The organism is Paenibacillus sp. RC73 (genome assembly GCF_044908085.1).
GTDB lineage: Bacteria > Bacillota > Bacilli > Paenibacillales > Paenibacillaceae > Paenibacillus > Paenibacillus terrae_A.
Map to the genome: position 1 here is coordinate 56,365 of NZ_JBIYCV010000013.1, position 23,118 is coordinate 79,482.

The window sequence follows — 23,118 nt, forward strand, 5'->3', positions numbered from 1 at the left end:
GGTTATTTTACTGGGCTGACATGCAGAGTAAATTCGGCGTCAACTGCATCCAATGATGCGGTCAGAGCATGTACCTGTACAGCCCATGTTCCTTCAGCGGTCAGCAGCTCTTGAGTAAGGAATGGCTGCTGCTGCCGCGCAGGGAGAACAAATTCCTGTCGGGATTTGTCAGGGGCGTCCGGAACGAGTGTCAGTGTGACCTGCTGGATTCCCTGTACGGTGGCTCCTTTGGCATCCCGCACGGTTACCTTAAATTCATTGCTGCCCACGATATTCGGGCTAACCGCCAGCGTGACGTTATATTTGCCAGCGGTGCGAGTTTCCTCAAACGGTACCGCAGGTGCCTGACCAGGCGAAAGGTGGGTGAGCACCGCCGCCAACAGTAGCACGAGCAGGCCGATGGACAGCTCGATGCGCAAGCCCCCGGCGGCACGCTTGGCTGCCGCCGCTTGCCGTGCGCTGCGAAATTGGCTGGCCGCGAAGGCCAGCATGACCAGCAGCAGCGCTGTTTTTCCAAGCAGAACGAGTCCGTAGGACGTGTTCAGCAGCAGGGATGGAGCCGGGACGTACAGCACGGCTCCATAAATGCCGGTGGCGAGCAGCGCCGCCACCGTGGCAATGCCCCAGCCGGCAAAGCGGCGCAAGGCCGCTTGCCGCAAAGCTGTCCGCTCGGACACGGGCAGTTCTGGAACGGCAGCAGGCAGGCACAACGCCATGACGGCAAGTGAGCCGATCCAGAAGGCTGCCGCGGCCAGATGGACGAAGTCCGCTGCGATGGCTGGAGCCGGATGGGTAGCCGCCGCCGGATGGCCTATAAAGGCCTTGGACAGCATGAGGCCTAGCGTCAGGACGACGGAGCCGTAGCCCCAGAGACGGCGCTGGCGGTTAGAAATGCTGTGATCCAGCGCGTAAATCAGCGCTACGCTCAGTACCAGTACGAGAATCATCTGGATAAACCAGATTTGTCCCGCCCCCGTGAACTGGAGGGCTTCTCCAAGAATCGGGAACGAAAAGCCCTGCCCGATAGAAACCCCGGCATCCCAGGATGCCTGAAGCGGCAGACTGATCAGGATGGCGACAGACGTGATGCCGTAGCCGCTCCATAGCAGTGCGGACCAGTGTGGTAACGTGATGCCTGTCTGTTGATCATGTTTCTGCCGCTCACTTGTGTCCTTGCTTTGATCCGTTTCTGGCAGGATGAGCAGCCGAAAACAGAGCGCTCCCAAAAGCAACGACAATCCTATATACAGCAACCAGCGGGTAGCAATTAGGTCAAGCCGCGATGCTCCCGAGCCTTCGGACGTGGCGGCAGCGGGGTCCGTATACGCATTGGAGCCGTTGCCGACCTGGAATGGAATCACTCCGTTGATCGGATGTCCGTCCGCCGATAAGGCTCTCCAATTGACGGTATAAATTCCATTTTTCATCCCCGGAGTCAGCTTGATTTCCATCGTGTTTTCATGTTCCGGATTGAGCTGCGCTTTTCCTGTATCGACCCGTTTTCCTGTTTCATCGGTCACTTTCATCGACATAAAAGCGGATTGCAAATTCTCATTGAAGGTGATTTTTACCTGTGAAGGCGGCTTGTCCAAAACCTGATTTTCGGTCGGACTGGATTCAACGATAAATGCATGGGCCCATGATAAGTGAGGAAACAGTAAAAGTAACGGTAGACACAGCAGCAGAAGACAAGCCGCGCGGGCTGGTCTGGACAGGTGCAACATGCCCGTGGATTCACCTTCTCTCGATTACTTGAAGCGAGGATGTCCTAAAGTACGACATCTCATACGGTCAAGCCTAAATTCATATCTCTAATCATAGTGCATGTGGCGGAAATAGATGGAGCGAATTATGACATTTATATGAAATTTGAAATAATATGAACACCCCTACCGTTGTTGAAATCTGGACGATTTTAACAACGGTAGGGGTGATGGGCAACCTTATGTGGAATTAGTGGTCTGCTTCTATAGAATCCATGAAAGCAGGCTGCTTATGCCGGACATGGTGGATAAAAATAGCCGTTAGCTCCGGATCGAATTGGCTGCCAGAGCAGGCACGCAGTTCCTCAATCGCTTCCTCAAACGTTTTGGTGGGTTGGTAGGGACGCTCAGTGGTCATGGCATCGAAGGAGTCAATAATCGTCAGCATCCGGCACAGCCGTGGAATTTGCTCGCCCTTGAAGCCGAATGGATAGCCTCCCCCGTCATAGCGTTCATGATGTAGCTCCACAAAAGGAACCAGATCTGCGAATCGTTCGTTGGCCTCGATAATTCGTTTGCCCCACATGACATGTGCTTGCACCATCGTCCATTCCTCACAGGACAGCTTTTCTTTTTTATTGAGAATATTCCACGGAATTTCCAGCTTGCCAATGTCATGAATGAGAGCACCCAATATAAACCGCCGTTTATCCTCCGGGCCGAGCTGAAGCACCTCGCTCATATCTGCTGCATATCTGAATACCCGTTTGGAATGCTTGAAGGTATTAATATCCTTGTACAAAAACAGATTAAGCTGCTGTTCAATATCACGAATATCCTGTCCCAGATCGACTTCACGTTCCAATTCATTTAAACTGCCATGTGTGTGAACGATATTTTTTCCCTGCTTCTTGGCGTAGTACAGTGCTTTATCTGCCAGATCGACCAGCTGTGATTTGTCGTAGATGTCGATGCGGCTTTGTGCAATGCCTGCGGAGAAGGACAAGCAGCCGTGTGGGAAAATTTCCACGCCCTCGTAGCGGGAATCATTCAGCCTTTTTCGGATGGCATTGACCGTTTCGTAGGCTTGCTCCGCGGTATGGTCAGGCATAAGCAGCGTGAATTCTTCTCCGCCATAGCGGGAGACGATAATATTGGAGCCGGAAGTTTCCTTTTTGAGAATCTCTCCGAGGAATCCTAACAGCTGATCGCCTTTCAGGTGACCGAAGTGATCGTTGTACTTTTTGAAATCATCAATATCAATCAGGGCAAGGCTGAGGGGAGTATTCTGGGATCTGGCTATATTCAGCTCGGTTTCGAGTACATTTTCAAAATAACTGTGATTGTACAGCCCTGTTCTGCGGTCCATGTTGGCTTTTTCTTCAATTTCCCGATACATCGTAAACAACTGCTTGAACGCGTGGGATAGAAGCATACTTAGTGCAAGGAACAGCAGAAGCCCCAAAATACCGTTGTGGTAAATCAGTGTGGTCAGTACGAGAGACAGGATGAGTGTGCATAAGTAAACAAGCAGGGATTCAGCGAGAAAAGCCTTTTTTAGCTCATTGAGAGAGCCTTTGTAAGCAATATAAAAGTAGAGACCCAGTGTAACGGTATTCACCGCAAAGTAGCAGAACAGTGCCAGCAGGTAGGCAGTAAAATGCTCATCGTTCAAGCCTCCCTGCGTTCCGCCGCTAAGCTCAAAGACGGCAGAAGACAGGAAAATAGAAAGCGCATAGATGGAAAAATTGGCGGCATGCTTCCACCAGGACAGTTCTCTATACCGTATTGCGGCAATGAGTACATTGAACAATAAAATGAGAATAGCGATTTCAGTGCCATGTACAAAAATACAAGCGAGATACACAGAGGAATCCATCGACTGCTTGTTACTGGCTGGCGGCAGCTGGAAGGTAAAATGCTCCAAAATCAGAACTGCTCCCAGCAGGGAGTAGATCGTGACCCACTCTGTAGGCGAATAGTGCATAAAGGACCAATGATTCGTATACAAGAGGATGCCTAAGCCTGCCATACATATGAGAAAAACGTATAATCCCGTCGCGCTAACCCGTTCTTGCAGCTTTTTTATTATACTCATCATTTCATTCTCCTGCCTTGTCGTATCTTGATGTCAAAGCTACCAGGGGGTAAATGGGATAATTTACAATTTTGTAATCGAAAATTTCACATGAAAAAACAGGCCGGAATCCAGCCTGTTTTGTTGAGCCTGTGCTTCCCTTTTCCTTATCGGTAATTAGCCTCCGATTTTGTAACCGGAAGTCAAAGCGATTACGACAGAAGCGACGATAATAGCGTTGATAATCACACGGGAATATTTCAAATTTTTCATAGGGTTCACTCCCTTCCTTGGAATAAGGCGCACACTAGGCGTGGCGGGGATGGGTTTCTTGCTGAGTGGTCTTCTTTTTGTTCACGACCATGACGCTTTGAATAAACAGGAACATCCCAAAGTTCATGACGACATCTCCAATACTGATCACCTGCGTACGGGGATAGGGCTTGGAGAGTGGAATAATATCACCCAAAAATGATAAACGCGTACCCACATCCATCATGTAATGCTTCGAGATAACGTTTCCAGATTTAAGCATTTCCGTATAATAAGGGCCTAGCACCTCAGAAGCGCTCAACGAGACTGGCATCCTGCCGCCATTGACCGCCATGACGACAAAATTCAACAGGACTCCGATTAAAATAAGCTTGAATCCCTTGTGGTGCCTGTTCAGCCAGAGAAAAATCAATCCAACCCCATAGATGCCCATAAACAGATACCCGTTGATGGACGCAAGCCAGGCCCATTTTTCCTGAGCATAAAAAATAATGAACTGCACCAGCAGTAGCACAGGGAACATCCAGCCAGCTATGAGGCGAATTTGGCTAAAGCGGATTAACCCCTGCTGCCAGCCTCCTCTGAACAGACCTACAATGAGACCAAGCAGCACTCCATCATAGACCATAGTTATTCTCCAGCTTTCGCAAATTTTTTTGTTTTGGTTAAGGTATAATTCGACCTTAAATTGGTAAATTCCTGCCTGATATGTAGCAGTTTCGAAAAAAAATTGCGGATTAGCGTGTAAATGATCGAAGCAGCGTAAAATGAATGTTATCATAATATATTGAAGTGATATTTCTTATTTTCAGAAAAGGATGATTGTTATTATGAATCGGTTTTCCAATACGGTAATGGTTGCCGCAGATATGACCAAATCCCGGATTTTATGGATTGCCTTTGTTCTGGGAGCTTTGAGCGCTTTCGGACCCTTGTCCATAGATATGTATTTGCCGTCATTGCCTACATTAGCCAACAATTTGCATACAACGACTTCGCTGGCCCAGCTCAGCCTGACCGCCTGTCTGTTGGGGCTGGCAGTCGGGCAGATCGTTGCGGGGCCGCTGAGTGATGTAAGAGGACGTAGAGGTCCGCTGGTCGTATCGCTTGTCCTGTACGCTGCCGCTTCGCTGTTATGCGTGTTTGCGCCGAATATCGGCGTGCTTATCGGGCTCCGCTTTATTCAGGGTCTTACCGGGTCTGCGGGGATCGTCATCTCCAGAGCCGTTGCGCGTGATCTATATTCGGGCAAAGAGCTGACGCGCTTCTTTTCACTGCTCATGCTGGTGAACGGTGTGGCTCCGATTGCTGCTCCTGTGCTGGGCGGTGTTCTGTTGAATTTTGTATCCTGGCGTGGTGTGTTCATGGTGCTTTGCGTAGTCGGGGTGGCTATGTTAATTGCCGTCGTGTTGGGGCTACCGGAAACACTGCCTGTCAGCCGCCGTTCGTCGGGTGGTTTGAAGCAGACGCTTCGTACACTCGGTCATCTTTTTACGGATCGGCGCTTTATGGGATACGCCTTCTCGCAGGCGCTCATTACAGGAGCCATGTTTGCGTACATCGCTGGCTCGCCGTTCGTGCTTCAGGATATTTTCGGGGTTTCACCTCAGACATACAGTATTATTTTCGCGGTGAATGGTTTGGGGATTGTACTGTTTTCTCAATTGACCGGGAGGCTTGTCGGCCGTTTCAGCGAACGGCAGTTGCTCTTATCGGGTTTGGTGATTGCGGCTGTAGCCGGAATTAGCTTGCTTACTGTGGCTTTTACCGGAGGTCAACTGTTTGCTGTTCTAGTTCCGCTATTCTTTGTTGTTTCCTGCGTCGGGATCGTGAGCACCACCACCACTTCATTGGCAATGCAAAGCCAGCAGCGCTCCGCAGGCAGTGCGTCCGCTATGCTCGGCTTGCTGCCTCTGTTGCTTGGCTCCATCGCTTCGCCGCTGGTGGGTCTGGGCAGTGGAACAACGCCTATACCAATGGCTATCGTCATCGCTATAGCGGAAGTCGGTGCGTTGTTAAGCTTTATGGTGCTTGCCCAAGGAAGTGCGCGCGAAGGCCTGAAATAAGGCAAACAGGTGACATTTTTCTGGAAGGTTGACATACCCCATAGGGGTATATTATGCTAGAAGCATATTAACAAATGCATGAATGCATATACACAACACAGGAGGCTGATGTATGGCTGAAGAGCAACCTGTTTCCAACGCTGAAGTCCATGAGGCTCATTGCGGAACAGAGGGGGAAAAGACCGTCAGAAAAAGTCATCACTCGGCAGAATTCAAGAACAGCCTTACATCCCGATTGAACCGTATTGAAGGTCAGGTTCGAGGAATCAAGGGCTTGATCGAGAAGGATACCTACTGTGACGATGTGCTGAACCAGATTGCGGCTGTCCAGTCCGCCCTGAATGGTGTCGGCAAGCTGCTGCTGGAAGGGCATATGAAAAGCTGTGTCATTGAGCGCATGCAGGCCGGAGAGCCGGAAGTGATCGACGAGCTGCTGGTTACGGTCAAGAAGCTAATCCGTTAAGAGCAATACCCATACACATGAATCGGGTACATGAAGTACCCCGGAGGAGGAAACAGAAATGGCACAAGTAACGTTGAACGTTGAGGGCATGAACTGCAATCATTGTGTGAAAGCAGTAGAAGGAGCCTTGGAGAAAGTCGGCGCTTCCGGCAAGGTCAGTCTTGAAGCGAAACAAGTGGCTGTAGAATACGATGAGTCCAAGCTGAACGTGGAAGCTCTGAAAACTGCAATCGAAGACCAAGGCTACGACGTCGTTTAAGTTGGATATTTAATGCGTAAAAAAATTGGTTTTAAAGGAGAAGCTTCCGTAAAGAGGCTTTTTCTTTTGAACATGAATATACCCCATAGGGGTATGTAGGAGGAGAGTAACTATGGAAAACCGTGTGACCGACGGTGACAAGCAGACAACGCTTCATATTACGGGGATGTCCTGTGCTGCCTGCGCCAGCCGTATTGAAAAAGGTTTGAATCGAATAGACGGCGTGGCGCAGGCTAATGTGAATCTGGCTCTGGAGCAGGCGTCGATATCGTATGATCCGAAGCAGGCCGACATTCCGGATTTTCGCGATAAAATTGCTTCGCTTGGCTTTGGAACCGTGAGTGAGGAAGCCAATCTGAATGTGACGGGCATGACATGCGCAGCCTGCGCGACCCGGATTGAAAAGGGTCTGAACCGGATGCCGGGTGTGACGGGCGCTACGGTGAATTTGGCGATGGAAACAGCGCATGTGGAATATGCGGCGGGAAGTATTGCGGTCGGTGATCTGGTGAGCAAGATTGAGCAGCTTGGCTATGGAGCCATCCCGCAGAGTGCCGAGGATAACATCGCAGACGTGCGCAGCAAAGATTTGAATCGTAAAAAATGGAAGTGGATCGTATCTGCGGTGCTGTCGCTTCCGCTGTTGTGGGCGATGGTGGCTCATTTCTCCTTTACCTCATGGATTTATGTGCCTGGCTTATTTCTGAACCCGTGGTTCCAGCTTGTGCTGGCTACACCGATCCAGTTTATCATTGGATGGCAGTTCTATGTAGGTGCGTACAAAGCACTGCGTAATGGCGGCTCGAATATGGATGTACTGGTTGCACTGGGCACGTCTGCGGCTTATTTCTACAGTTTGTACCTTACATTGCGACCGTCTACCGTGATGGACAGCATGGGAGGTATGGCAGGGACGCCTGTCATGAAAATGCCTGAACTGTACTATGAGACAAGCGCGGTGCTGATTACGCTCATTCTCGTCGGTAAATGGTTCGAGGCAGTAGCCAAGGGCCGTTCGTCCGAGGCGATCAAGAGCCTGATGAGTCTCCAGGCGACAACAGCGCGTGTGGTACGTGATGGGCAAGAGCTTGATATACCGATTGAGCAGGTTCGTGTGAAGGACATTTTTATTGTACGTCCCGGCGAGAAAATTCCTGTCGATGGTGTGGTCGTGGACGGACGCTCGGCGGTGGATGAATCCATGCTGAGTGGCGAAAGTCTCCCGGTGGAAAAAGAAGCGGGTTCTATGGTCACAGGAGCTACGCTCAATAAAAACGGTGTACTTCGTATCCAGGCCCAGCGTGTCGGTGGCGATACGGCATTGGCCCGTATTATTAAGGTCGTGGAGGATGCGCAAAACTCCAAGGCTCCTATTCAGCGGATCGCGGATCAAATCTCGGGTATTTTTGTACCCATTGTTGTTGCTGTTGCCGTGGTGACCTTTTTCGTCTGGTTTTTCCTTGTGACACCGGCTGATTTTGCAGGTTCACTGGAGAAGATGATTGCAGTTCTCGTCATTGCTTGTCCTTGTGCGCTCGGATTGGCTACGCCAACGTCTATTATGGCGGGTTCGGGACGTGCCGCAGAGTATGGCATTCTGTTCAAGGGCGGCGAGCATCTGGAAACGACCCGCTCCATCAACGCGGTGGTACTGGATAAGACGGGTACGGTTACGAACGGCAAGCCGGTGCTGACGGATGTTATGGTCGGAGAAGGAAGCTTGAGTGAAACGGATTTGCTGCGGTTGTTGGCTGCGACGGAAAAAAGCTCGGAGCATCCACTGGCAGAAGCCATTGTAAGAGGGATTGCGGATCGCGGCATTGAGCTAGTAGAGCCAACGGATTTTGAAAATATTCCGGGCTATGGCGTGATGGCTCATGTGGAAGGCAAGCAGGTACTGGCAGGTACACGTCGATTGATGAGCAGGGAAGGCATCGCGATAGCTGACTCTGCCGAGCAGCATATGCATGAGTTGGAGAACGCGGGCAAAACAGCAATGGTGATTGCGGTGGACGGTTCCTATGCCGGACTGGTGGCCGTAGCGGATACGATCAAGGAAACGTCACGGGAGGCGGTTGCCCGTCTGCGTGCGATGAACATTGAGGTCATCATGATTACGGGTGACAATGAACGGACCGCGCGAGCTGTTGCTGCTGAGGCCGGAATTGCTCGGGTGCTGGCTGAGGTGCTGCCGGAGGGCAAGGCTGAAGAAGTGAAACGGCTTCAGGAGCAGGGCCTGATCGTAGCTATGGTCGGAGATGGCATTAATGACGCGCCCGCGCTGGCTACCGCTAATATCGGGATGGCCATGGGCACGGGTACGGATGTGGCGATGGAAGCTGCGGATATCACGCTTATGCGCGGCAACCTGAACAGCATTCCCGATGCGATCGAAATGAGCCGCCGTACGATGACGAATATACGGCAAAATCTGTTTTGGGCGTTAGGTTATAACGTGATTGGCATCCCGATTGCAGCTTTGGGTTTTCTGGCCCCGTGGCTGGCGGGAGCGGCCATGGCATTTAGCTCCGTCTCGGTGGTGCTGAATGCACTGCGTCTCCAGCGGGTGAAGCTGTAGATATCAAGGGTTGTCCTTAGGGCAACCCTTTTTAAAATTCAAACCCTAAGTAACGGTTCTTTGATAGAATGGAATTACACGATTCACAGAGGAGGATACATAATTCTTCTAAAGGTTTTTTATATTGTAAAAGTATTTAGTCAATAATGAGGAATATAATGAAGTATGAGCACGTTAGGGAGGGGCGATAATTTTGAATCATATAAATGATTTATATATTGAAAATTTTCGTGGAATTAAAGGCTTGGAGTTGAAAAATTTAAGTCAGTTCAATCTTTTAGTGGGGAAAAATAATGTAGGTAAGACTTCCATTTTAGAAAGTATTGAATTAATAACAAGTCCAGGGGATATATTTCAGCTTATTGCTACTTCTAAAGGGAGAGATAGAACATTTTCAATATTATCTCGGAAACTATCGACAGTAGACTCTGTTCTATGGACTTTTCCAGTTGCATTTTACGGGACTGTTAATGAGTTAGTCAGAGAACGTATTAATTTAGGAGCGAAATTAGAATCGGGATTTATAGAATGTAATATTGAATGTCATGAAACATCTGTTATGGATTTAACGAATAGTGTGAAACAACAGGAGAAAATTGGAGAAGTAGAAGAAGAACGAGCAGTTGAAATCATGTTTAGAACTAAAGTACTCAATGATGAAGTAGAGCAAAAGTATTTGATTACCGATTCACAAAGAGTTATGCGAAGAGATCGGAAAAATGTTATTTTCAAGACAAATCTGGTATCTCCTGTGGATCATCGTGTAATGCCTATCTCAGCAAAAGCGATTTCAGCAACTATTATGTCGGGGAATAAAAATAGTATCATCAACTTACTTCAAGATTTTGATGAGAATATTGAGGGAATAGAGATATTAGATCCTAATGGCAACAGATCTACTCCTTATTTTAAGCATAGGACGATGGGGTATGTTCCGATTACGGTCTATGGTGATGGTGTGCGGAGAATTTTAACTATTGCGACCGCTATATTACAGTCTAAAAACGGTGTGTTGCTAATAGATGAAGTTGAAACTGCTATACATTCCAAACTATTTAGAAAGTTCTTTGATTGGCTTGTCAGCAATTGTAAAGATTTTAATGTACAGCTGTTTGTAACAACTCATAGTTTAGAAGCCATTGATGCGATATTATCAGCAGATACAGAAAATTTAAACGAGCTTACTACCTATAGATTAGAGAAACCTTCGTCGGATAGTAGAACATATTCAAAAAGGTTTATAGGTGAGGATATGTACTCATTGAGATATGAGCTGGGTCAGGATGTGAGGTAAGCAAAATGGAATATGCATATTTGGTTGTCGAAGGTCCTCACGATGTTGAAGTAGTGGGGAAAGTTTTGAAATCGAATGGTTTTAAAAGAGTTCAACAACTTTCTAAATTAGACGAGTACTGGCTAGATATAATACCAAAGAACTTTCCTCCTGAAGGCGATTTACTAAAAAGAGTTTCTATTCCAGTTTTCTTTCAGAGCAACAACTTCTCAGTCGCTGTACACTCTGCCGGAGGAATAACCAAAATAGCAAAAGTGTTGAGGTTAACTTTGTTAAATATTTTGAAGAAGGAAAATGGTTTTTTAAGTGCAGTTGGCGTTCTGATTGACGCGGATGATGAAGAAGCCAAGATAAGTTGTCAAAATATAATTCAGACTTTAGGAGATGACGACTTAGCGTTTTCGAATATAGGATCTCCAGGTGAGATTATAGAAAATATCCCTCGTATAGGAATACATGTTTTCCCTAATAATAGAGATAAAGGCACATTGGAGGATGCATTAATTCAGTGTGCTGAAGTTGTGTATCCAGAGATTTTAAAAGGTGCCTTAAACTATGTGAATAATATCGATGATCAGTATAGACATAATTGGGGAGTAACAGACGAGGCAAAAGTTGTAGTTGGTTGCATAGCTAATATTTTAAAGCCAGGAAAAGCAAATCAAGTCTCTATACAAGACAATGATTGGATTTCCTCAAGCACATTGGGCCTGATACCAGTCAAAGAAATTACTGACTTTTTGAAAAACTTACTAAGGTACTGAGTGGATGTAGAAAGAACTTTGACTCATATAATATTTATAAGATTTGGGTAGCGACATTATTAGAATACAAACAGACTGTTTCTTAGCAAGTACGCAGGGATTTAACCTCCAGCGTGCTTGCCTTTTTGCTATGTTCAGCTTTTTTTATCAATGCTGTCACCCTTCATCCTGTCGGGTTGCTTATCCTACGCTAAAGTTTCATAATATTTGTAGGAGTGCCATGCAAGCATGCAAGAATTTCTTCGTATGCTCACAGCTTGACGCAGATAAAGAGCTTATATTATGGATTAGGGGTGAAGCAGTCATGAATGATACGATTTCCTTGTTGATGAATCATCGGTCTGTACGAAAATTCAAGTCAGATGCCGTTACTGACGAGCAGCTCGCAGCTATTGTGGGAGCAGGCCAGATGGCTTCCTCGTCCAGCAATGTACAGGCTTATACCGTCATTGCCGTTACAGAGCCTTCTTTGAAAACAAAGCTGGCTGAGTTGGCAGGTGGCCAGGCTTACGTTGAGCAATGCCCGGCGTTCCTCGTGTGGTGTGCAGATTTGTACCGCTTGAAGCAGGTCACAGTTCACCATCAACCGGGCAAGTCCTCCTATGAAGGTTCCGTCGAAAATTACACGGTTGCGACCATTGATGCCGCGTTAGCTGCACAGAATGCAGCGGTAGCCGCCGAATCACTCGGTTTGGGCATTGTCTACATCGGGGGCATCCGTACAAAAATAGCCGAGGTATCCGAGCTGTTGGGATTGCCTGAGCTGGTATATCCAGTGTTCGGTATGTGTATTGGTGTACCGGATCAGGAAGAGGGTTTACGTCCACGTCTTCCACTGTCCGGTGTTTTGCATATGAACGGCTACGACAAAAATCAGACGATGAAAGCTGTGGATCTGTATGATCACACATCGGCTGAATATTTGAAGGAACGCACAGGTGGCCAGCGGTCTACCCCATGGTCAGAGCAGATGGCAGCAAGACTGACCGAGCCTGCACGTTTGCAGATGAAGTCTTTTTTGGAGCAAAAGGGATTTTTGAAGCAATAAAAGTAGAGCAGCCATAAAAATAAAGCAGGGACCTATTCACAACTTATAGATCCATGCACAGGCTTAAAAATACAAAGAACCTCCGGTTACGCTGGCAATAGGATGCGTACTCGGAGGTTCTTTGCTTATGCTGTAAACGACTTTATAAATTAGACAGTGCGTAAAAGCGTCTCGTATTGTCATAAAATAATTGCCGAACAACAGTTTCATTTTGACCTGTCAGCTTGCTATACGCCCGAATGACTTCGGCGGTCATGCATGGATGGGTCTGTTGTTCGGAAAAAGGCCCTTCAAAGGGCCAAGGGCCGTCCGTTTCCGCCATCACCTGACCGAGAGGATACTGTGTTGCCAAACTTCGGATTTCATCCTCATACAAGAGATCCGGTGTGAAGGAGACATAATAGCCGTTACGGGCCATGCGTTCGGTCGTGGCGGCAGAGCCTTTAAACCAATGGAAATGCGCCTGCGTGACGCCGTGGCGTTCCAGTAAATCGCAGGCAATGTCCGCGTCCTCATAGACGGCATGCAGCACAATCGGCTTGTTATGTTTTCCCGCAAATCGGACAAAACGTTCCAGCAGTTCTATGTAAGGAGCAAGGTCAAAGGAAACGCCTCTCTCCAAGGCTTCCAGCCGATTATAATAGGGCAAGCCGACTTCACCTACGGCGACCATATGCTCTGCATGCTTGTCCATCCAGTCGAACAACAGATTAAGCTCAGCTTGCGGTGGAAGAGGCTGTTCGGGATGAAAGCCAAAGGCGGGTCGTACCAGCCCGGGAAAACGCTCAGACAAGCACAAATTGGCCCGGCTGGAGGCGAGATGCATGGACACGGCTATGACGGCTTCGACACTGCTATCTGCAAGCGAAGCGAGCAATAGCTCTTGCTGCTCAGACGGATAGCTATCCACATGAATGTGCGCGTCGATTAGAGGCGCGGGTGCTGGCGTCGTCGTTGGTGCTGCCGTGTCCAGTTTTTTATCCTTCGAGTCATTCATAACGGCTTCGCCCCATTACCTGAAGTATCCTCACGGACGCCTCCAGTGTTGTCCGTGTCGCCTTCCAGTCTGTGCTTTTCCTCGCGCATCCAGCCTGTCATTTTCCGCTTCCATTCGATAAAGCGCGGGTCGAGGGTGATTTCTTCCCTGCGAGGGCGAGGGAAGGGAACGTCTACGACGTGTATCACCGAAGCAGGTCGTGCTGACAGTACATAGATACGGTCGGAGAGCAGCAACGCTTCCTCAATGCTGTGGGTAATAAACAGCACAGAGCGGCGGTTCTTCTCCCACATCCGCAGGAGCCATTGTTGCATGTCTCCGCGCGTCAGCGCGTCCAGTGCGCTGAACGGCTCATCCAGCAGCATCAGCTCTTGCGGACTGAGTAGCGCGCGCAGGAAAGCCGCCCGCTGCTGCATGCCGCCAGAGAGCGTATGCGGATACGCCTTAGCGAATGGGCCAAGCCCGACCTGCTCCAGCCATTGCAGGGCTTCCTTACGGCGTTCGCGTTCGCTGCTGTGCCGGAGCTGCGCTGTTGTATCTTTACGCCGCGCATTTTCCTGCCCGAGCAGCACGTTGTCCAGCGTGGTACGCCACGGGAAAAGCGCGGGCTGTTGAGGCATATAGCTGATATGCCCGCGTTCCCCAGTCACGTCCTGTCCGTTCATACGGATGTGCCCCAGCTGCGGCTTGAGCAGCCCACCGATGATGTGAAACAGCGTGCTTTTGCCGCTGCCGGACGGACCGATCAGGGAGACGAATTCCCCAGGTCGAACGCTCAAGGATACATCCTGCAATACAGGCAGCGAGCTTCGCTTTTCCCGGAAGGCCAGGCTAATACCGTCCAGTTCCAAGGCTGGAGAAGTGGAAGAATGCTCCTGCGGTTCCACGGCTCGTTGTCCACCAGCCATATTTTGCGGTGATAAGTCAGTAGGATGCAGACTCATACGCGCCACGTCCTTTCTTTGGTATCCTTTGGTTCCATTTGGAAGCTATTCCTGGTCGGGTTTCCAACGTACCAGCCATTTTTCCAGCAGTAGAATAGCTACGAACATTAGCAAGCTAAGTGTAACAATAATGCCAATAGCGGCAAAAATCAGATCCGTGCGGTAGGCTGATTTTTGCAAATTCATATAATATCCAATTCCTTCACTGGCTCCGATCCATTCCGCAATGATCGCGCCCATCACGCTGTAGGTGGCGGCAATCTTGATGCCCGAAAATACTTGTGGCAGGGAATGCGGCAGCTCCAGCTTCATGAAAATAGCCATACGGCCTGCGCCCGACATGCGCATATAGCTCATCATCGTGCGGTCCGTCCTCGTCAGCCCGTCCATGGCCGCTACAGCCACAGGAAAAAAGCAGACCAGTGTAATAACCATCAGCTTGGGCAACACGCCAAAACCAAACCACACCATCAGCAATGGGCCGAGAGCGATGGTCGGAATGTTTTGACTAAGAATGAGCAGCGGATACAGAGCCGATTTGAGAAAAGGGATGGTATGAAGAACAATGGCGATCAATAGTCCAGTTGCTGTGCCGATAGCAAATCCCGCCAGCGTTAAGCGAACGGTAGCCCAAGTATGGGCACCAAGCAGCGCCGACTGGGCCATTCCTTCCTGCACGATCAGGGACGGAGCTGGCAGTAACCAGGATTCAACATGTAAATAGGAAACCGCCCCCTGCCAGGCGGCTAAAAAGAAGAGGACCGCCACAAGGGGCGGCCATACGCTTTTCCACCAGGATGCGCTTTTGCCTTTCGGATTCATGGGCGATATTTCTCGGTCAGCTTATCCATGCTGATGCCCTGCGGGTTATGTGCGATTTTGATTTGTGAAATGATGCTTGGACTGCCTGCTTCCGTCAGTGCCTCGTGCATTTCTTTAACCACCTTCAGCAGCTCGTCCAGCTCGCCTTCCATGGTCGTATCCAATGGGTTCACCTGATGTTTGACACCGGAGCGCTGAATAACTTCAATTGCCGTATCTACATATACGTAAGAGTCCTCGTTATTGGGGGTTTTAGGAATTACTTGAATACTGAGCAGTGTGTTAGCCATGTGAATTCACCTGTCCTTCATTGGATTGTTTTTAGGGGAATATGGTGGTTTAAGGCGGGTGAGACCGCTCCGCGTTTCATTTGATCTTACGATCGCTGTTGCCGTGGGATTCATTGAATAAATTTAAAAGGTAAGAATCCCACGGCAAAGGCGAACGCTGCGCTTCTCCAGATTCAAATGAACCGCTGCGCTGCCAACCACCTTAAAACCATCATATTTTTGGGTTTTATTGGTGTGGCATTTTTACAAAAGCAAAATGAACATAAAAACGAAGTGGACGGAATGGTGCTGTACAAGCGTTAGCGGTCGCTTTAAAAGCCTTCCATAGGGAAGCTCGCTTCGGAAGCATCAACCGACTGCGTAGTGGCACAAAGGTACTTTCAAGTTCGATTTACAAGATTAACGCTTGGGCAGGAAGTCGTTTGTGAAGGCTTTATCGACTTCCAAAGGCTTGCTGAGCAGCTTGCGTTCGTACATCCAGTCGGAGTAGTTTTGCCATACTTCCGTTTTTTGTACGCCCCATTGGGCGGCATCGTCCTGATAACGCGGGCTTAGCCATTTTTGGCTGGCGAGTACCAGCTTTTTATCCAGTTCCGGAACCGCTTTGGTCAAGATGTCTGCGGCTTCTTCCGGGTGAGCGATGGTATATTCATAGCCTTGGGCGGTCGCGTCCATGAAGGCCTTGACCAGTTCGGGATCATTTTTAATGGTCTGTTCGTTGCTCACGATGACGGGTGTATAGTAATCCAGACTTTTGGAATAATCTTTTACATACAGCATATCCAGTGGTTCACCCCGTAGTTGGGCTTCAATCCCGGTCCATGCGTAGAAAATCCAGGCAAAGTCGATATCCCGCTTCACGGCTGTAAAATAATCGGCATTACCCATGTTGATGATCTTCACCTTGCTTACATCGCTCTTGTCTGCGTCCATGATGGATTTCATGACCGCTTCTTCTACGGGCGAACCCCAGCCGCCGTATTTTTTACCTTCAAAATCCTTCGGGCTCTTAATCCCGCGGTCAACCGGGGCTGCGAAGCCTGATGTATTATGCTGAATGACCGCAGCGATGGATACGAGCGGTACCCCTTGCGTACGAGCTTGTGTGACTCCCTCCTGATAACTGATACCAAAAGGTACAGCATTGGAAGCAACCATTTGATCGGCTCCGCCCGAACCGGGCTGAACGATCTGGACATTCAAGCCTGCTTTTTCGTAAAATCCTTTGTCCTTGGCGACATAGAGTCCCGTATGATTCGTATTTGGCGTCCAGTCGAGCACGACTTTAACATCCTTGAGTCCCTTGGTCGGGGAGGTCGCTTGGGTATTGGCGGCAGGAGCCGCGCCTTGTGGTGCAGAGGGGGAGCCTCCGCCGCAGGCGGTCAGAGTCAGGGTCATGAGCCACAGACTGATCAGCCCTAGGCTTAACATTTTCATGCGCTTCATCGTTGTGTTCTCTCCTTTTATTACCCGTAATCCGTCGGATCAGACAGCTTATGTTTCCCATTTTACAAAAATAACTTCTGCCGGACGCTATCTGTTCCAACAACATCATCTTCAACAAAAAAAGCGCCCCGATGTTCCGGGACGCTTGCGCTTGTATATACCAAAGTAAGGGATGGCCCGCCGTAATAAGAAAAAAGGGGCGCATCTTGCTTAAGCATTCCTACGCTGGCATTACCCAGATCAGGTTGTAAGGGTCAGTGTCTTGGGACACACTCTCAGCCGGCCGATTCCAGCACCCCTGGCATTGTATAGTCGAATGGGTTATTCAATTCGGGTTTACTACGACGATTATATGCCTAGAAGGCGGGTCTGTCCAGCATTGGGGAAGAAGTGACGGTTCATTTGCTGTACGCTAGGGTACACTTTTACTGTGAGCTTTGTTCTGAAAATGACCATGATCCCATCGGTTGATGTTGTTTTACAGAACTGCCGCAGGTATGGTTTGATGAGCTGGTGTCGGATCATGGCATGGGCATTCACAGGAATTCTAATTTGCGAAAAGGAGTTGTTGTACCGTGGGTAAAACGGAAACATTGGATCGCAGCCAACTGGAACAAGCCATTGTAAAGGCTTTGGATAACAACAAATTTTGCTCGTTGGGTACAGTAGAAGGCGGCAAGCCGAAGGTGCGCTATATGGCTCTTTTTAACGAAGGGCTGAACATTCATCTCGCGACAGATCGCAAAACACATAAGGTGGAAGAGCTGAAGGATAATCCAAACGCTTATCTGCTGCTGGGCTATGAGGTTGGCGGTACGAAGGAAGTCGTGGAGGTTGAGGCTACTGTCCGGGTAACGGCTGACGAGGGACTCCGCAAACAAGTGTGGAATGATTCGTTGAAGGAATGGTTTTCTGGCCCGGATGACCCCGATTATGTCATTCTGGATGTGAATCCGACTCGTATTGAGTATGTGGGTAAGCAAACCGGACGTCAGGTGTGGGAGAAATAGAATTGGATAGAATATGAGGAAACCAGCAATTCTCCGAGTTATTTGGGAGGTTTGCTGGTTTTTATGTTTGCGGAAAATTAATTATTTTTTCATAAATAAATGGAGTAAATGACTACTCTTTTGTCCGGCGTTGGATTAAAATAGGAATGGTGGGCTCAAAGCTTACATATATGTGCAAAAGTATGTGTATGAGGCCTACATCTTAATGAGGAGGGATATATTTTGATATTTCATAAAAAATGGTTTAGAGGGCTTACAGCAGCAGTCGTTGCCTGTAACATGCTGGTGTTTTCAGCCGCTCCGTCTTGGGCTGCCAGCGAATCCAAGGATAGCGGTACAGTGAATTTGCGGATCATGGAAACAACGGATATTCATGCGGCCTTGATGAATTACGATTACTATGCGGACAAGGAAACGAACGAATATGGCTTGATTAACACAGCTGGACTGATCCAGCAGGCGCGCAGTGAAACGAGAAACAGCCTGTTGTTCGATAACGGCGACTTGTTGCAGGGCAATCCACTGGGTGATTATATGGCCAGAAGCAAAACCTTCGAGAAAGAAGGCGGTGTCCATCCAGTCTACAAGATGATGAACTTTATGGGCTATGATGCGGCTACGGTGGGGAACCACGAATTTAACTATGGTCTCGACTTTTTGGAAAGATCACTCAAGGGAGCTGATTTTCCTTACGTAAATGCGAATGTGTATTACGATGATGGGGGCCAAGGGACTAAAAATTATTTTACCCCTTATCGGATTCTTGATAAAACGGTAACGGATGAGAAGGGGAAAGAGTATACGCTCAAAGTGGGCGTGATTGGCTTGGTAACGCCCCAAATTACACAATGGGATGAAGGCAATTTGAAGGGAAAGGTCGTTACCAAGGACATTGTGGAAACGGCAAAAAAGTTTATTCCTCAAATGAAAACCGAGGGTGCTGACATTATTATTGTGCTGGCACACACAGGTTATGAGGATGTACCGCAGACTCCGATGATGGAAAATGCCGTTAAATATTTGAGCAAGGTAGACGGAATTAACGCTATTTTATTTGGACACGCGCATAAATCCTTCCCCGGCCCTGATTTTAAAGAAATGAGCGGTGTAGACCGGGATAAAGGAACGATCAATGGTGTGCCGGCTGTAGAAGCTTCCTCATGGGGCAAGGAGCTAGGTATTATTGACCTGACCCTGGAAAAGAAAAAATACGAGTGGAACGTAACAAATTCACAGTCTGAAGTGCGTCCGGTTGTGAATCCCAAAACTCAGGCTGTGCAGATGAATCCTGAGTTTAAACTGGTAGATGCGATCAAGGAAGAGCATACAGGAACGCTGGATTATGTTCGTCAACCGGTAGGAACCACAACCGCACCGATTAACAGTTATTTTGCATTAGTGCAGGATGACCCATCCATTCAGATTGTGACGAATGCACAAAAATGGTACGTACAGAACCATCTTAAAGGGACCGAATACGAAAATCTTCCCGTATTGTCGGCTGGCGCCCCATTCAAGGCTGGTGGCCGAAACGGTGCCGAGTATTACACCAACATTCCTGAAGGCACGATAGCCATTAAAAACGTGTCCGATCTGTACGTGTACCCGAACACGGTTCAGGCCGTAGAAGTTACCGGTGCTGAAATTCAGGAATGGCTGGAGTGGTCTGCGGGCCAGTTCAACCATATCGATCCAAAGAAAACCGAGGAACAATCGCTGATTAACAAAGATTTCCCTACCTACAATTTTGATGTCATTGACGGTGTGAAGTACCAGATTGATGTGACTCAGCCTGCACGATATGATGCCAAGGGAACCGTTATTGATCCTTCTGCTCATCGTATCAAGGATTTACAATACAACGGGAAAGCAATTGATCCTGCACAGAAATTTATCGTAGCGACCAACAACTATCGTGCTTCCTCATCCAAACTGGCAAATCCGGATGGCAAACGCATTGTGATGGCAGCACCGGACGAAAGCCGCCAAGTCGTTATTGATTACATCCGTACGAACGGAACGATTAATCCGGCTGCGGATGGCAACTGGTCTATTGCTCCTTTCGGTGAGGCTAAGGTTACCTTCGAATCCTCGCCTGATGCAAAAGACGTGCTTGCCGGAAACCAGCAAATTTCATTCCTCGGCAGCGCGGCTGACGGCTTTGCAAAATACAGCTTGAAAGCTGGCGCGAAGCCCAATGCAGCAACGACTCCTGTAAAGGAAACCGTGACTCCAGCGAAGGCAACAGCGAAGTCTGCCGTAAAAGCAACCAAACCTGCGGTAGCTCAACCAGCTAAAACAACCAAACCGAAGGCTTCCAAATAAGTCTGGGTTTCTGGGTCCATTTAAATTCAAAATGAAGCAGCAAGTCTCCGTAGCCGAGAGACTTGCTGCTTTTTAGTTTCCACGGACAACGGTACTTGAATTTATAAATGGTGCAAAAGGCTTTATTTTTTGTCGAATATACACTTAAGTCCTAGGTTGTAGCCGAAAATAACCTTATTTTTTGTAAAAACACGTAATTATATAGTTCTTTTGTTCTAGTTATTTGTGATATAATGGTGAAAAAACCGGAAAATTGTTCCGAGGAGGACCATTATGACTTGCAGCAATTGCAGCATCATATTACCTATTAAGGACCAGGGATTGCTGAAAATCAGGCATTCCAGGGTGTCGCTTACTCAAGTGCTGAGCAACTTGGGTATGCTGTCGGAACAAATGAAACAGGAACAAGGGCGCGAGGACGGCATTGCGTTTCGCTATGACAGTCCTGCGGAGCTGGAGCAATTGATGGACAGACTTGCTTGTCTGCCGAAGGAATGGTTGTTACATATAGAGGTTGTGGTGACCGGATCGTTTCATGTCGAAGGGTATGAGGATTGGCTTCCATTCAGCCAACTGCAAGCACGAATCAAGCATCCAGATGTCATGAATGTTATTGTGGATCAGAGCTTTTCCAGCCATATGCAGCCTATTATTGACCACAAGCTGGACATTATCGGGTTTGAATTTTTGTTGCGTCCGTCACATCCACAGAGACCCTTTCAGCCTTTTCGGCTGTTTGAAATCGCACGTGAAGCCGGATTACACGCTCATCTGGATCGGTCGGCCCGTATTTCTGCGATTGAAAAAAGTGCAACATGCCTTCCTGCGGGAATCAAACGTTTTATTAACTTTCTTCCTTCCACCATTTATAATCCGACCTACTGCTTGCATCATACCTTTGAGACGATTGACCGGTTGTGCATGAATGCGGAGGATTTTGTATTTGAAGTTGTAGAGACGGAAGAAATAAATGATCTGAATTTTTTGCATCGAATTTTTGAACAATATCGAAAAGGGGGAGTTTCCGTGGCATTGGATGACGTGGGAGCAGGGTATTCTACGACAGAGCTGATGAATCGGCTCCAGCCGGATTATGTGAAAATTGACCGGAGTTTAATTAATGGCTGCTACCGTAACAGTGACCAGCAACGACAAATTACGGGGATCGTGGAATCGGCCTTTCATTTTGGCGGTCAAGTGCTGGCTGAAGGAGTCGAGCAGATGGAAGATTTTGAGTTTTGTCGTGAATCAGGAGTATCGCTGGCTCAGGGTTATTTATTTGGTAAGCCGAATCCGAATCCGCCCTCCAATTTTATGCTTAGTAGCGTAATATAGTCAGAAACAAATTTAAGTAGACGTAGTCTATAAAAAGTGGAGCTTTAAATAGGGCTGTCCCATAAGCAAATTTCAACCGTATTGGACAGTGCTTATATCACCATTAATGTAAAAAAACGCGAGTTGCAGAGGTTTTTTCACCCCTGCAACTCGCGTTTTTTGGTCTATGCTTGCCCACCTGAGCAAGTTATGGGCAAGCGAAAGCCACCCTGCCTCCAATTTTACCTGGTAAGGAACGTTAAAAAACCGGAGGCAGTTACGACATGTTTTATTTTTAAAGTAAAGATTGACGTTTTGAAGACAAATGGATACAGTGTATTGTATAGGAAACAGTGTTTCTTTCGCAATACACTGTATCCATACTAGGTAAAAAGTTTAACATTACAGGGAGGACAACCAAAATGAAAGCAGTGCAACTGAAAAACGGTTTTGGCTTTGAAGAGTTAGCCTTGACGGAACTCGACATACCGGTGCCGGGACGGCTGGAAGTCCTGATCCGCATAAGGGCAGCGTCTCTTAATTATCGAGATTTGGTAATACTTAATGGAGTAATGCCGATCGGCATTCAATTTCCCTTCATTCCGTTATCCGATGGAGCGGGTGAAATTGTGGCTGTGGGGGAAGGGGTGACAAAATTTCAGGTTGGACAAAGGGTAGCGGGAAATTTCCAACAGAAATTCATTGGCGGGAGCACCAGAGCGGAGGTATTAAAGGACAGTCTGGGAGGCCCGCTCAGTGGAGTGGCGGCTGAATATATCGTTCTACATGAAGAAGGGGTCGTCGCCATTCCGGATCACCTTTCTTGGGAGGAGGCTTCCACCTTGCCGATTGCGGCATTAACCGCATGGAGCATGCTGATGGAATCCGGCGGGCTGCGAGCGGGGGATACGGTGCTCTTACAAGGAACAGGCGGTGTTTCCATCTTTGGGCTTCAATTCTCTCTGATGGCGGGAGCACGGGTAATTATCACATCGAGCAGCAATGACAAGCTGGAACGGGCAAAAGCTCTCGGCGCATGGCAGACAATCAACTATTCGGAAGTTCCCGAGTGGGATAAGGTGGCTCTGGAACTGACAGGCGGCGGAGTCGACCATGTCCTGGATGTAGGGGGAGCGGCAACAATGGCGCAATCCATCAATGCACTTCGTACCGGAGGGACTGTGAGCATGGTCGGATTCTTATCGGGCTTGACCATTCCTGAGTTCGATGTCACCAGCATTTTGCAGAAGGCTGCGACGATTCGCGGCAGCCAAGTCGGTAACCGGGAACATTTCGAAAACATGAATCGTGCCATTTCCCGCCATCGTTTACATCCTGTCATCGACCGGGTATTCCCGCTCAGCCGAATCGGCGAAGCCTTCGCACTTTTGGCTGAAGGAAAACAGTATTTCGGTAAAATCGTCGTTCAAATATAAATATTATTC

Annotated in this window: 19 protein-coding genes and 1 riboswitch; of the genes, 11 read left to right on the forward strand and 8 right to left on the reverse strand. The window is 48.3% G+C overall.

Features of this window, described 5'->3' with window-relative positions; translation table 11 throughout:
• Nucleotides 1-2: 2 nt before the first annotated feature.
• From ABH897_RS23795 to ABH897_RS23805, 3 genes are all read right to left on the reverse strand, one after another.
• Nucleotides 3-1,685: a copper resistance CopC/CopD family protein gene (locus ABH897_RS23795; protein WP_404592819.1), complete on the reverse strand. Its 1,683-nt coding sequence runs from the start codon at nt 1,683-1,685 to the stop codon at nt 3-5.
• A gap of 268 nt (nt 1,686-1,953) precedes the next feature.
• Nucleotides 1,954-3,804 (reverse strand): bifunctional diguanylate cyclase/phosphohydrolase, encoded by a 1,851-nt coding sequence (locus ABH897_RS23800; protein WP_404521534.1) that lies wholly within the window; start codon nt 3,802-3,804, stop codon nt 1,954-1,956.
• 283 nt (nt 3,805-4,087) lie between these two features.
• Nucleotides 4,088-4,681 carry a DUF5317 domain-containing protein gene (locus ABH897_RS23805; RefSeq protein ID WP_283654315.1) on the reverse strand — a complete coding sequence of 198 codons (594 nt, stop codon included), beginning with the start codon at nt 4,679-4,681 and terminating at the stop codon, nt 4,088-4,090.
• Nucleotides 4,682-4,883: 202 nt separating this feature from the next.
• On the opposite strand from ABH897_RS23805, the gene ABH897_RS23810 reads away from it, so the two are divergent.
• The 7 genes from ABH897_RS23810 to nfsA all read left to right on the forward strand — a co-directional run bounded on the left by ABH897_RS23810 (nt 4,884) and on the right by nfsA (nt 12,525).
• Nucleotides 4,884-6,119, forward strand: a complete 1,236-nt coding sequence (locus tag ABH897_RS23810) for a multidrug effflux MFS transporter (RefSeq protein WP_283654316.1) — start codon at nt 4,884-4,886, stop codon at nt 6,117-6,119.
• 112 nt (nt 6,120-6,231) lie between these two features.
• Nucleotides 6,232-6,582: a metal-sensitive transcriptional regulator gene (locus ABH897_RS23815; protein ID WP_283654317.1), complete on the forward strand. Its 351-nt coding sequence runs from the start codon at nt 6,232-6,234 to the stop codon at nt 6,580-6,582.
• Nucleotides 6,583-6,640: 58 nt separating this feature from the next.
• Nucleotides 6,641-6,841: a copper ion binding protein gene (locus ABH897_RS23820; RefSeq protein WP_283654318.1), complete on the forward strand. Its 201-nt coding sequence runs from the start codon at nt 6,641-6,643 to the stop codon at nt 6,839-6,841.
• Nucleotides 6,842-6,953: 112 nt separating this feature from the next.
• Entirely contained in the window at nt 6,954-9,419 is a 2,466-nt protein-coding gene (locus ABH897_RS23825) for a heavy metal translocating P-type ATPase (RefSeq protein WP_404581134.1), read from the forward strand.
• 193 nt (nt 9,420-9,612) lie between these two features.
• Complete coding sequence (locus ABH897_RS23830; RefSeq protein WP_283654320.1) at nt 9,613-10,713, forward strand: AAA family ATPase; 1,101 nt, start codon at nt 9,613-9,615, stop codon at nt 10,711-10,713.
• Nucleotides 10,714-10,718: 5 nt separating this feature from the next.
• Nucleotides 10,719-11,477, forward strand: a complete 759-nt coding sequence (locus ABH897_RS23835; protein WP_283654321.1) for a DUF3226 domain-containing protein — start codon at nt 10,719-10,721, stop codon at nt 11,475-11,477.
• Between the two features lie 304 nt (nt 11,478-11,781).
• Nucleotides 11,782-12,525: an oxygen-insensitive NADPH nitroreductase gene (gene nfsA, locus ABH897_RS23840; protein WP_283654322.1), complete on the forward strand. Its 744-nt coding sequence runs from the start codon at nt 11,782-11,784 to the stop codon at nt 12,523-12,525.
• Nucleotides 12,526-12,667: 142 nt separating this feature from the next.
• Here nfsA and ABH897_RS23845 read toward each other — a convergent pair whose 3' ends face one another.
• The 5 genes from ABH897_RS23845 to ABH897_RS23865 all read right to left on the reverse strand — a co-directional run bounded on the left by ABH897_RS23845 (nt 12,668) and on the right by ABH897_RS23865 (nt 17,024).
• Nucleotides 12,668-13,522 carry a TatD family hydrolase gene (locus ABH897_RS23845; RefSeq protein WP_283654323.1) on the reverse strand — a complete coding sequence of 285 codons (855 nt, stop codon included), beginning with the start codon at nt 13,520-13,522 and terminating at the stop codon, nt 12,668-12,670.
• Nucleotides 13,519-14,466, reverse strand: coding sequence for an ABC transporter ATP-binding protein (locus ABH897_RS23850; protein WP_283654324.1), 948 nt, complete (start codon nt 14,464-14,466; stop codon nt 13,519-13,521). The genes ABH897_RS23845 and ABH897_RS23850 overlap by 4 nt, the downstream gene beginning before the upstream one ends.
• A gap of 45 nt (nt 14,467-14,511) precedes the next feature.
• Nucleotides 14,512-15,288, reverse strand: coding sequence for an ABC transporter permease (locus tag ABH897_RS23855; RefSeq protein ID WP_283654325.1), 777 nt, complete (start codon nt 15,286-15,288; stop codon nt 14,512-14,514).
• Entirely contained in the window at nt 15,285-15,578 is a 294-nt protein-coding gene (locus ABH897_RS23860) for an MTH1187 family thiamine-binding protein (RefSeq protein WP_283654326.1), read from the reverse strand. Before ABH897_RS23860 ends, ABH897_RS23855 begins: the two co-directional genes overlap by 4 nt.
• 399 nt (nt 15,579-15,977) lie before the next feature.
• Nucleotides 15,978-17,024, reverse strand: coding sequence for an ABC transporter substrate-binding protein (locus tag ABH897_RS23865; RefSeq protein WP_283654327.1), 1,047 nt, complete (start codon nt 17,022-17,024; stop codon nt 15,978-15,980).
• Between the two features lie 200 nt (nt 17,025-17,224).
• Nucleotides 17,225-17,334: riboswitch (TPP riboswitch) on the reverse strand.
• Nucleotides 17,335-17,599: 265 nt separating this feature from the next.
• Here ABH897_RS23865 and ABH897_RS23870 point away from each other — a divergent pair.
• From ABH897_RS23870 to ABH897_RS23885, 4 genes are all read left to right on the forward strand, one after another.
• On the forward strand, nt 17,600-18,034 hold the full coding sequence (locus ABH897_RS23870; protein WP_134911456.1) for a pyridoxamine 5'-phosphate oxidase family protein: 435 nt from the start codon (nt 17,600-17,602) through the stop codon (nt 18,032-18,034).
• A 222-nt stretch (nt 18,035-18,256) separates the two neighbouring features.
• Nucleotides 18,257-20,359: a bifunctional 2',3'-cyclic-nucleotide 2'-phosphodiesterase/3'-nucleotidase gene (locus ABH897_RS23875; protein ID WP_404592807.1), complete on the forward strand. Its 2,103-nt coding sequence runs from the start codon at nt 18,257-18,259 to the stop codon at nt 20,357-20,359.
• Nucleotides 20,360-20,632: 273 nt separating this feature from the next.
• On the forward strand, nt 20,633-21,694 hold the full coding sequence (locus ABH897_RS23880; protein WP_404592808.1) for an EAL domain-containing protein: 1,062 nt from the start codon (nt 20,633-20,635) through the stop codon (nt 21,692-21,694).
• Nucleotides 21,695-22,095: 401 nt separating this feature from the next.
• Nucleotides 22,096-23,109: a zinc-dependent alcohol dehydrogenase family protein gene (locus tag ABH897_RS23885; protein WP_283654330.1), complete on the forward strand. Its 1,014-nt coding sequence runs from the start codon at nt 22,096-22,098 to the stop codon at nt 23,107-23,109.
• Nucleotides 23,110-23,118: the final 9 nt, after the last annotated feature.

What these genes read in the sequence shown, in the direction of transcription:
- ABH897_RS23800 (WP_404521534.1), bottom strand. Translation starts at nt 3,804, where the DNA reads ATGATGAGTATAATAAAAAAGCTGCAAGAACGGGTTAGCGCGACGGGA.
- ABH897_RS23805 (WP_283654315.1), bottom strand. Translation starts at nt 4,681, where the DNA reads ATGGTCTATGATGGAGTGCTGCTTGGTCTCATTGTAGGTCTGTTCAGA.
- ABH897_RS23810 (WP_283654316.1), top strand. Translation starts at nt 4,884, where the DNA reads ATGAATCGGTTTTCCAATACGGTAATGGTTGCCGCAGATATGACCAAA.
- ABH897_RS23815 (WP_283654317.1), top strand. Translation starts at nt 6,232, where the DNA reads ATGGCTGAAGAGCAACCTGTTTCCAACGCTGAAGTCCATGAGGCTCAT.
- ABH897_RS23820 (WP_283654318.1), top strand. Translation starts at nt 6,641, where the DNA reads ATGGCACAAGTAACGTTGAACGTTGAGGGCATGAACTGCAATCATTGT.
- ABH897_RS23825 (WP_404581134.1), top strand. Translation starts at nt 6,954, where the DNA reads ATGGAAAACCGTGTGACCGACGGTGACAAGCAGACAACGCTTCATATT.
- ABH897_RS23835 (WP_283654321.1), top strand. Translation starts at nt 10,719, where the DNA reads ATGGAATATGCATATTTGGTTGTCGAAGGTCCTCACGATGTTGAAGTA.
- nfsA (WP_283654322.1), top strand. Translation starts at nt 11,782, where the DNA reads ATGAATGATACGATTTCCTTGTTGATGAATCATCGGTCTGTACGAAAA.
- ABH897_RS23845 (WP_283654323.1), bottom strand. Translation starts at nt 13,522, where the DNA reads ATGAATGACTCGAAGGATAAAAAACTGGACACGGCAGCACCAACGACG.
- ABH897_RS23850 (WP_283654324.1), bottom strand. Translation starts at nt 14,466, where the DNA reads ATGAGTCTGCATCCTACTGACTTATCACCGCAAAATATGGCTGGTGGA.
- ABH897_RS23855 (WP_283654325.1), bottom strand. Translation starts at nt 15,288, where the DNA reads ATGAATCCGAAAGGCAAAAGCGCATCCTGGTGGAAAAGCGTATGGCCG.
- ABH897_RS23860 (WP_283654326.1), bottom strand. Translation starts at nt 15,578, where the DNA reads ATGGCTAACACACTGCTCAGTATTCAAGTAATTCCTAAAACCCCCAAT.
- ABH897_RS23865 (WP_283654327.1), bottom strand. Translation starts at nt 17,024, where the DNA reads ATGAAGCGCATGAAAATGTTAAGCCTAGGGCTGATCAGTCTGTGGCTC.
- ABH897_RS23880 (WP_404592808.1), top strand. Translation starts at nt 20,633, where the DNA reads ATGACTTGCAGCAATTGCAGCATCATATTACCTATTAAGGACCAGGGA.
- ABH897_RS23885 (WP_283654330.1), top strand. Translation starts at nt 22,096, where the DNA reads ATGAAAGCAGTGCAACTGAAAAACGGTTTTGGCTTTGAAGAGTTAGCC.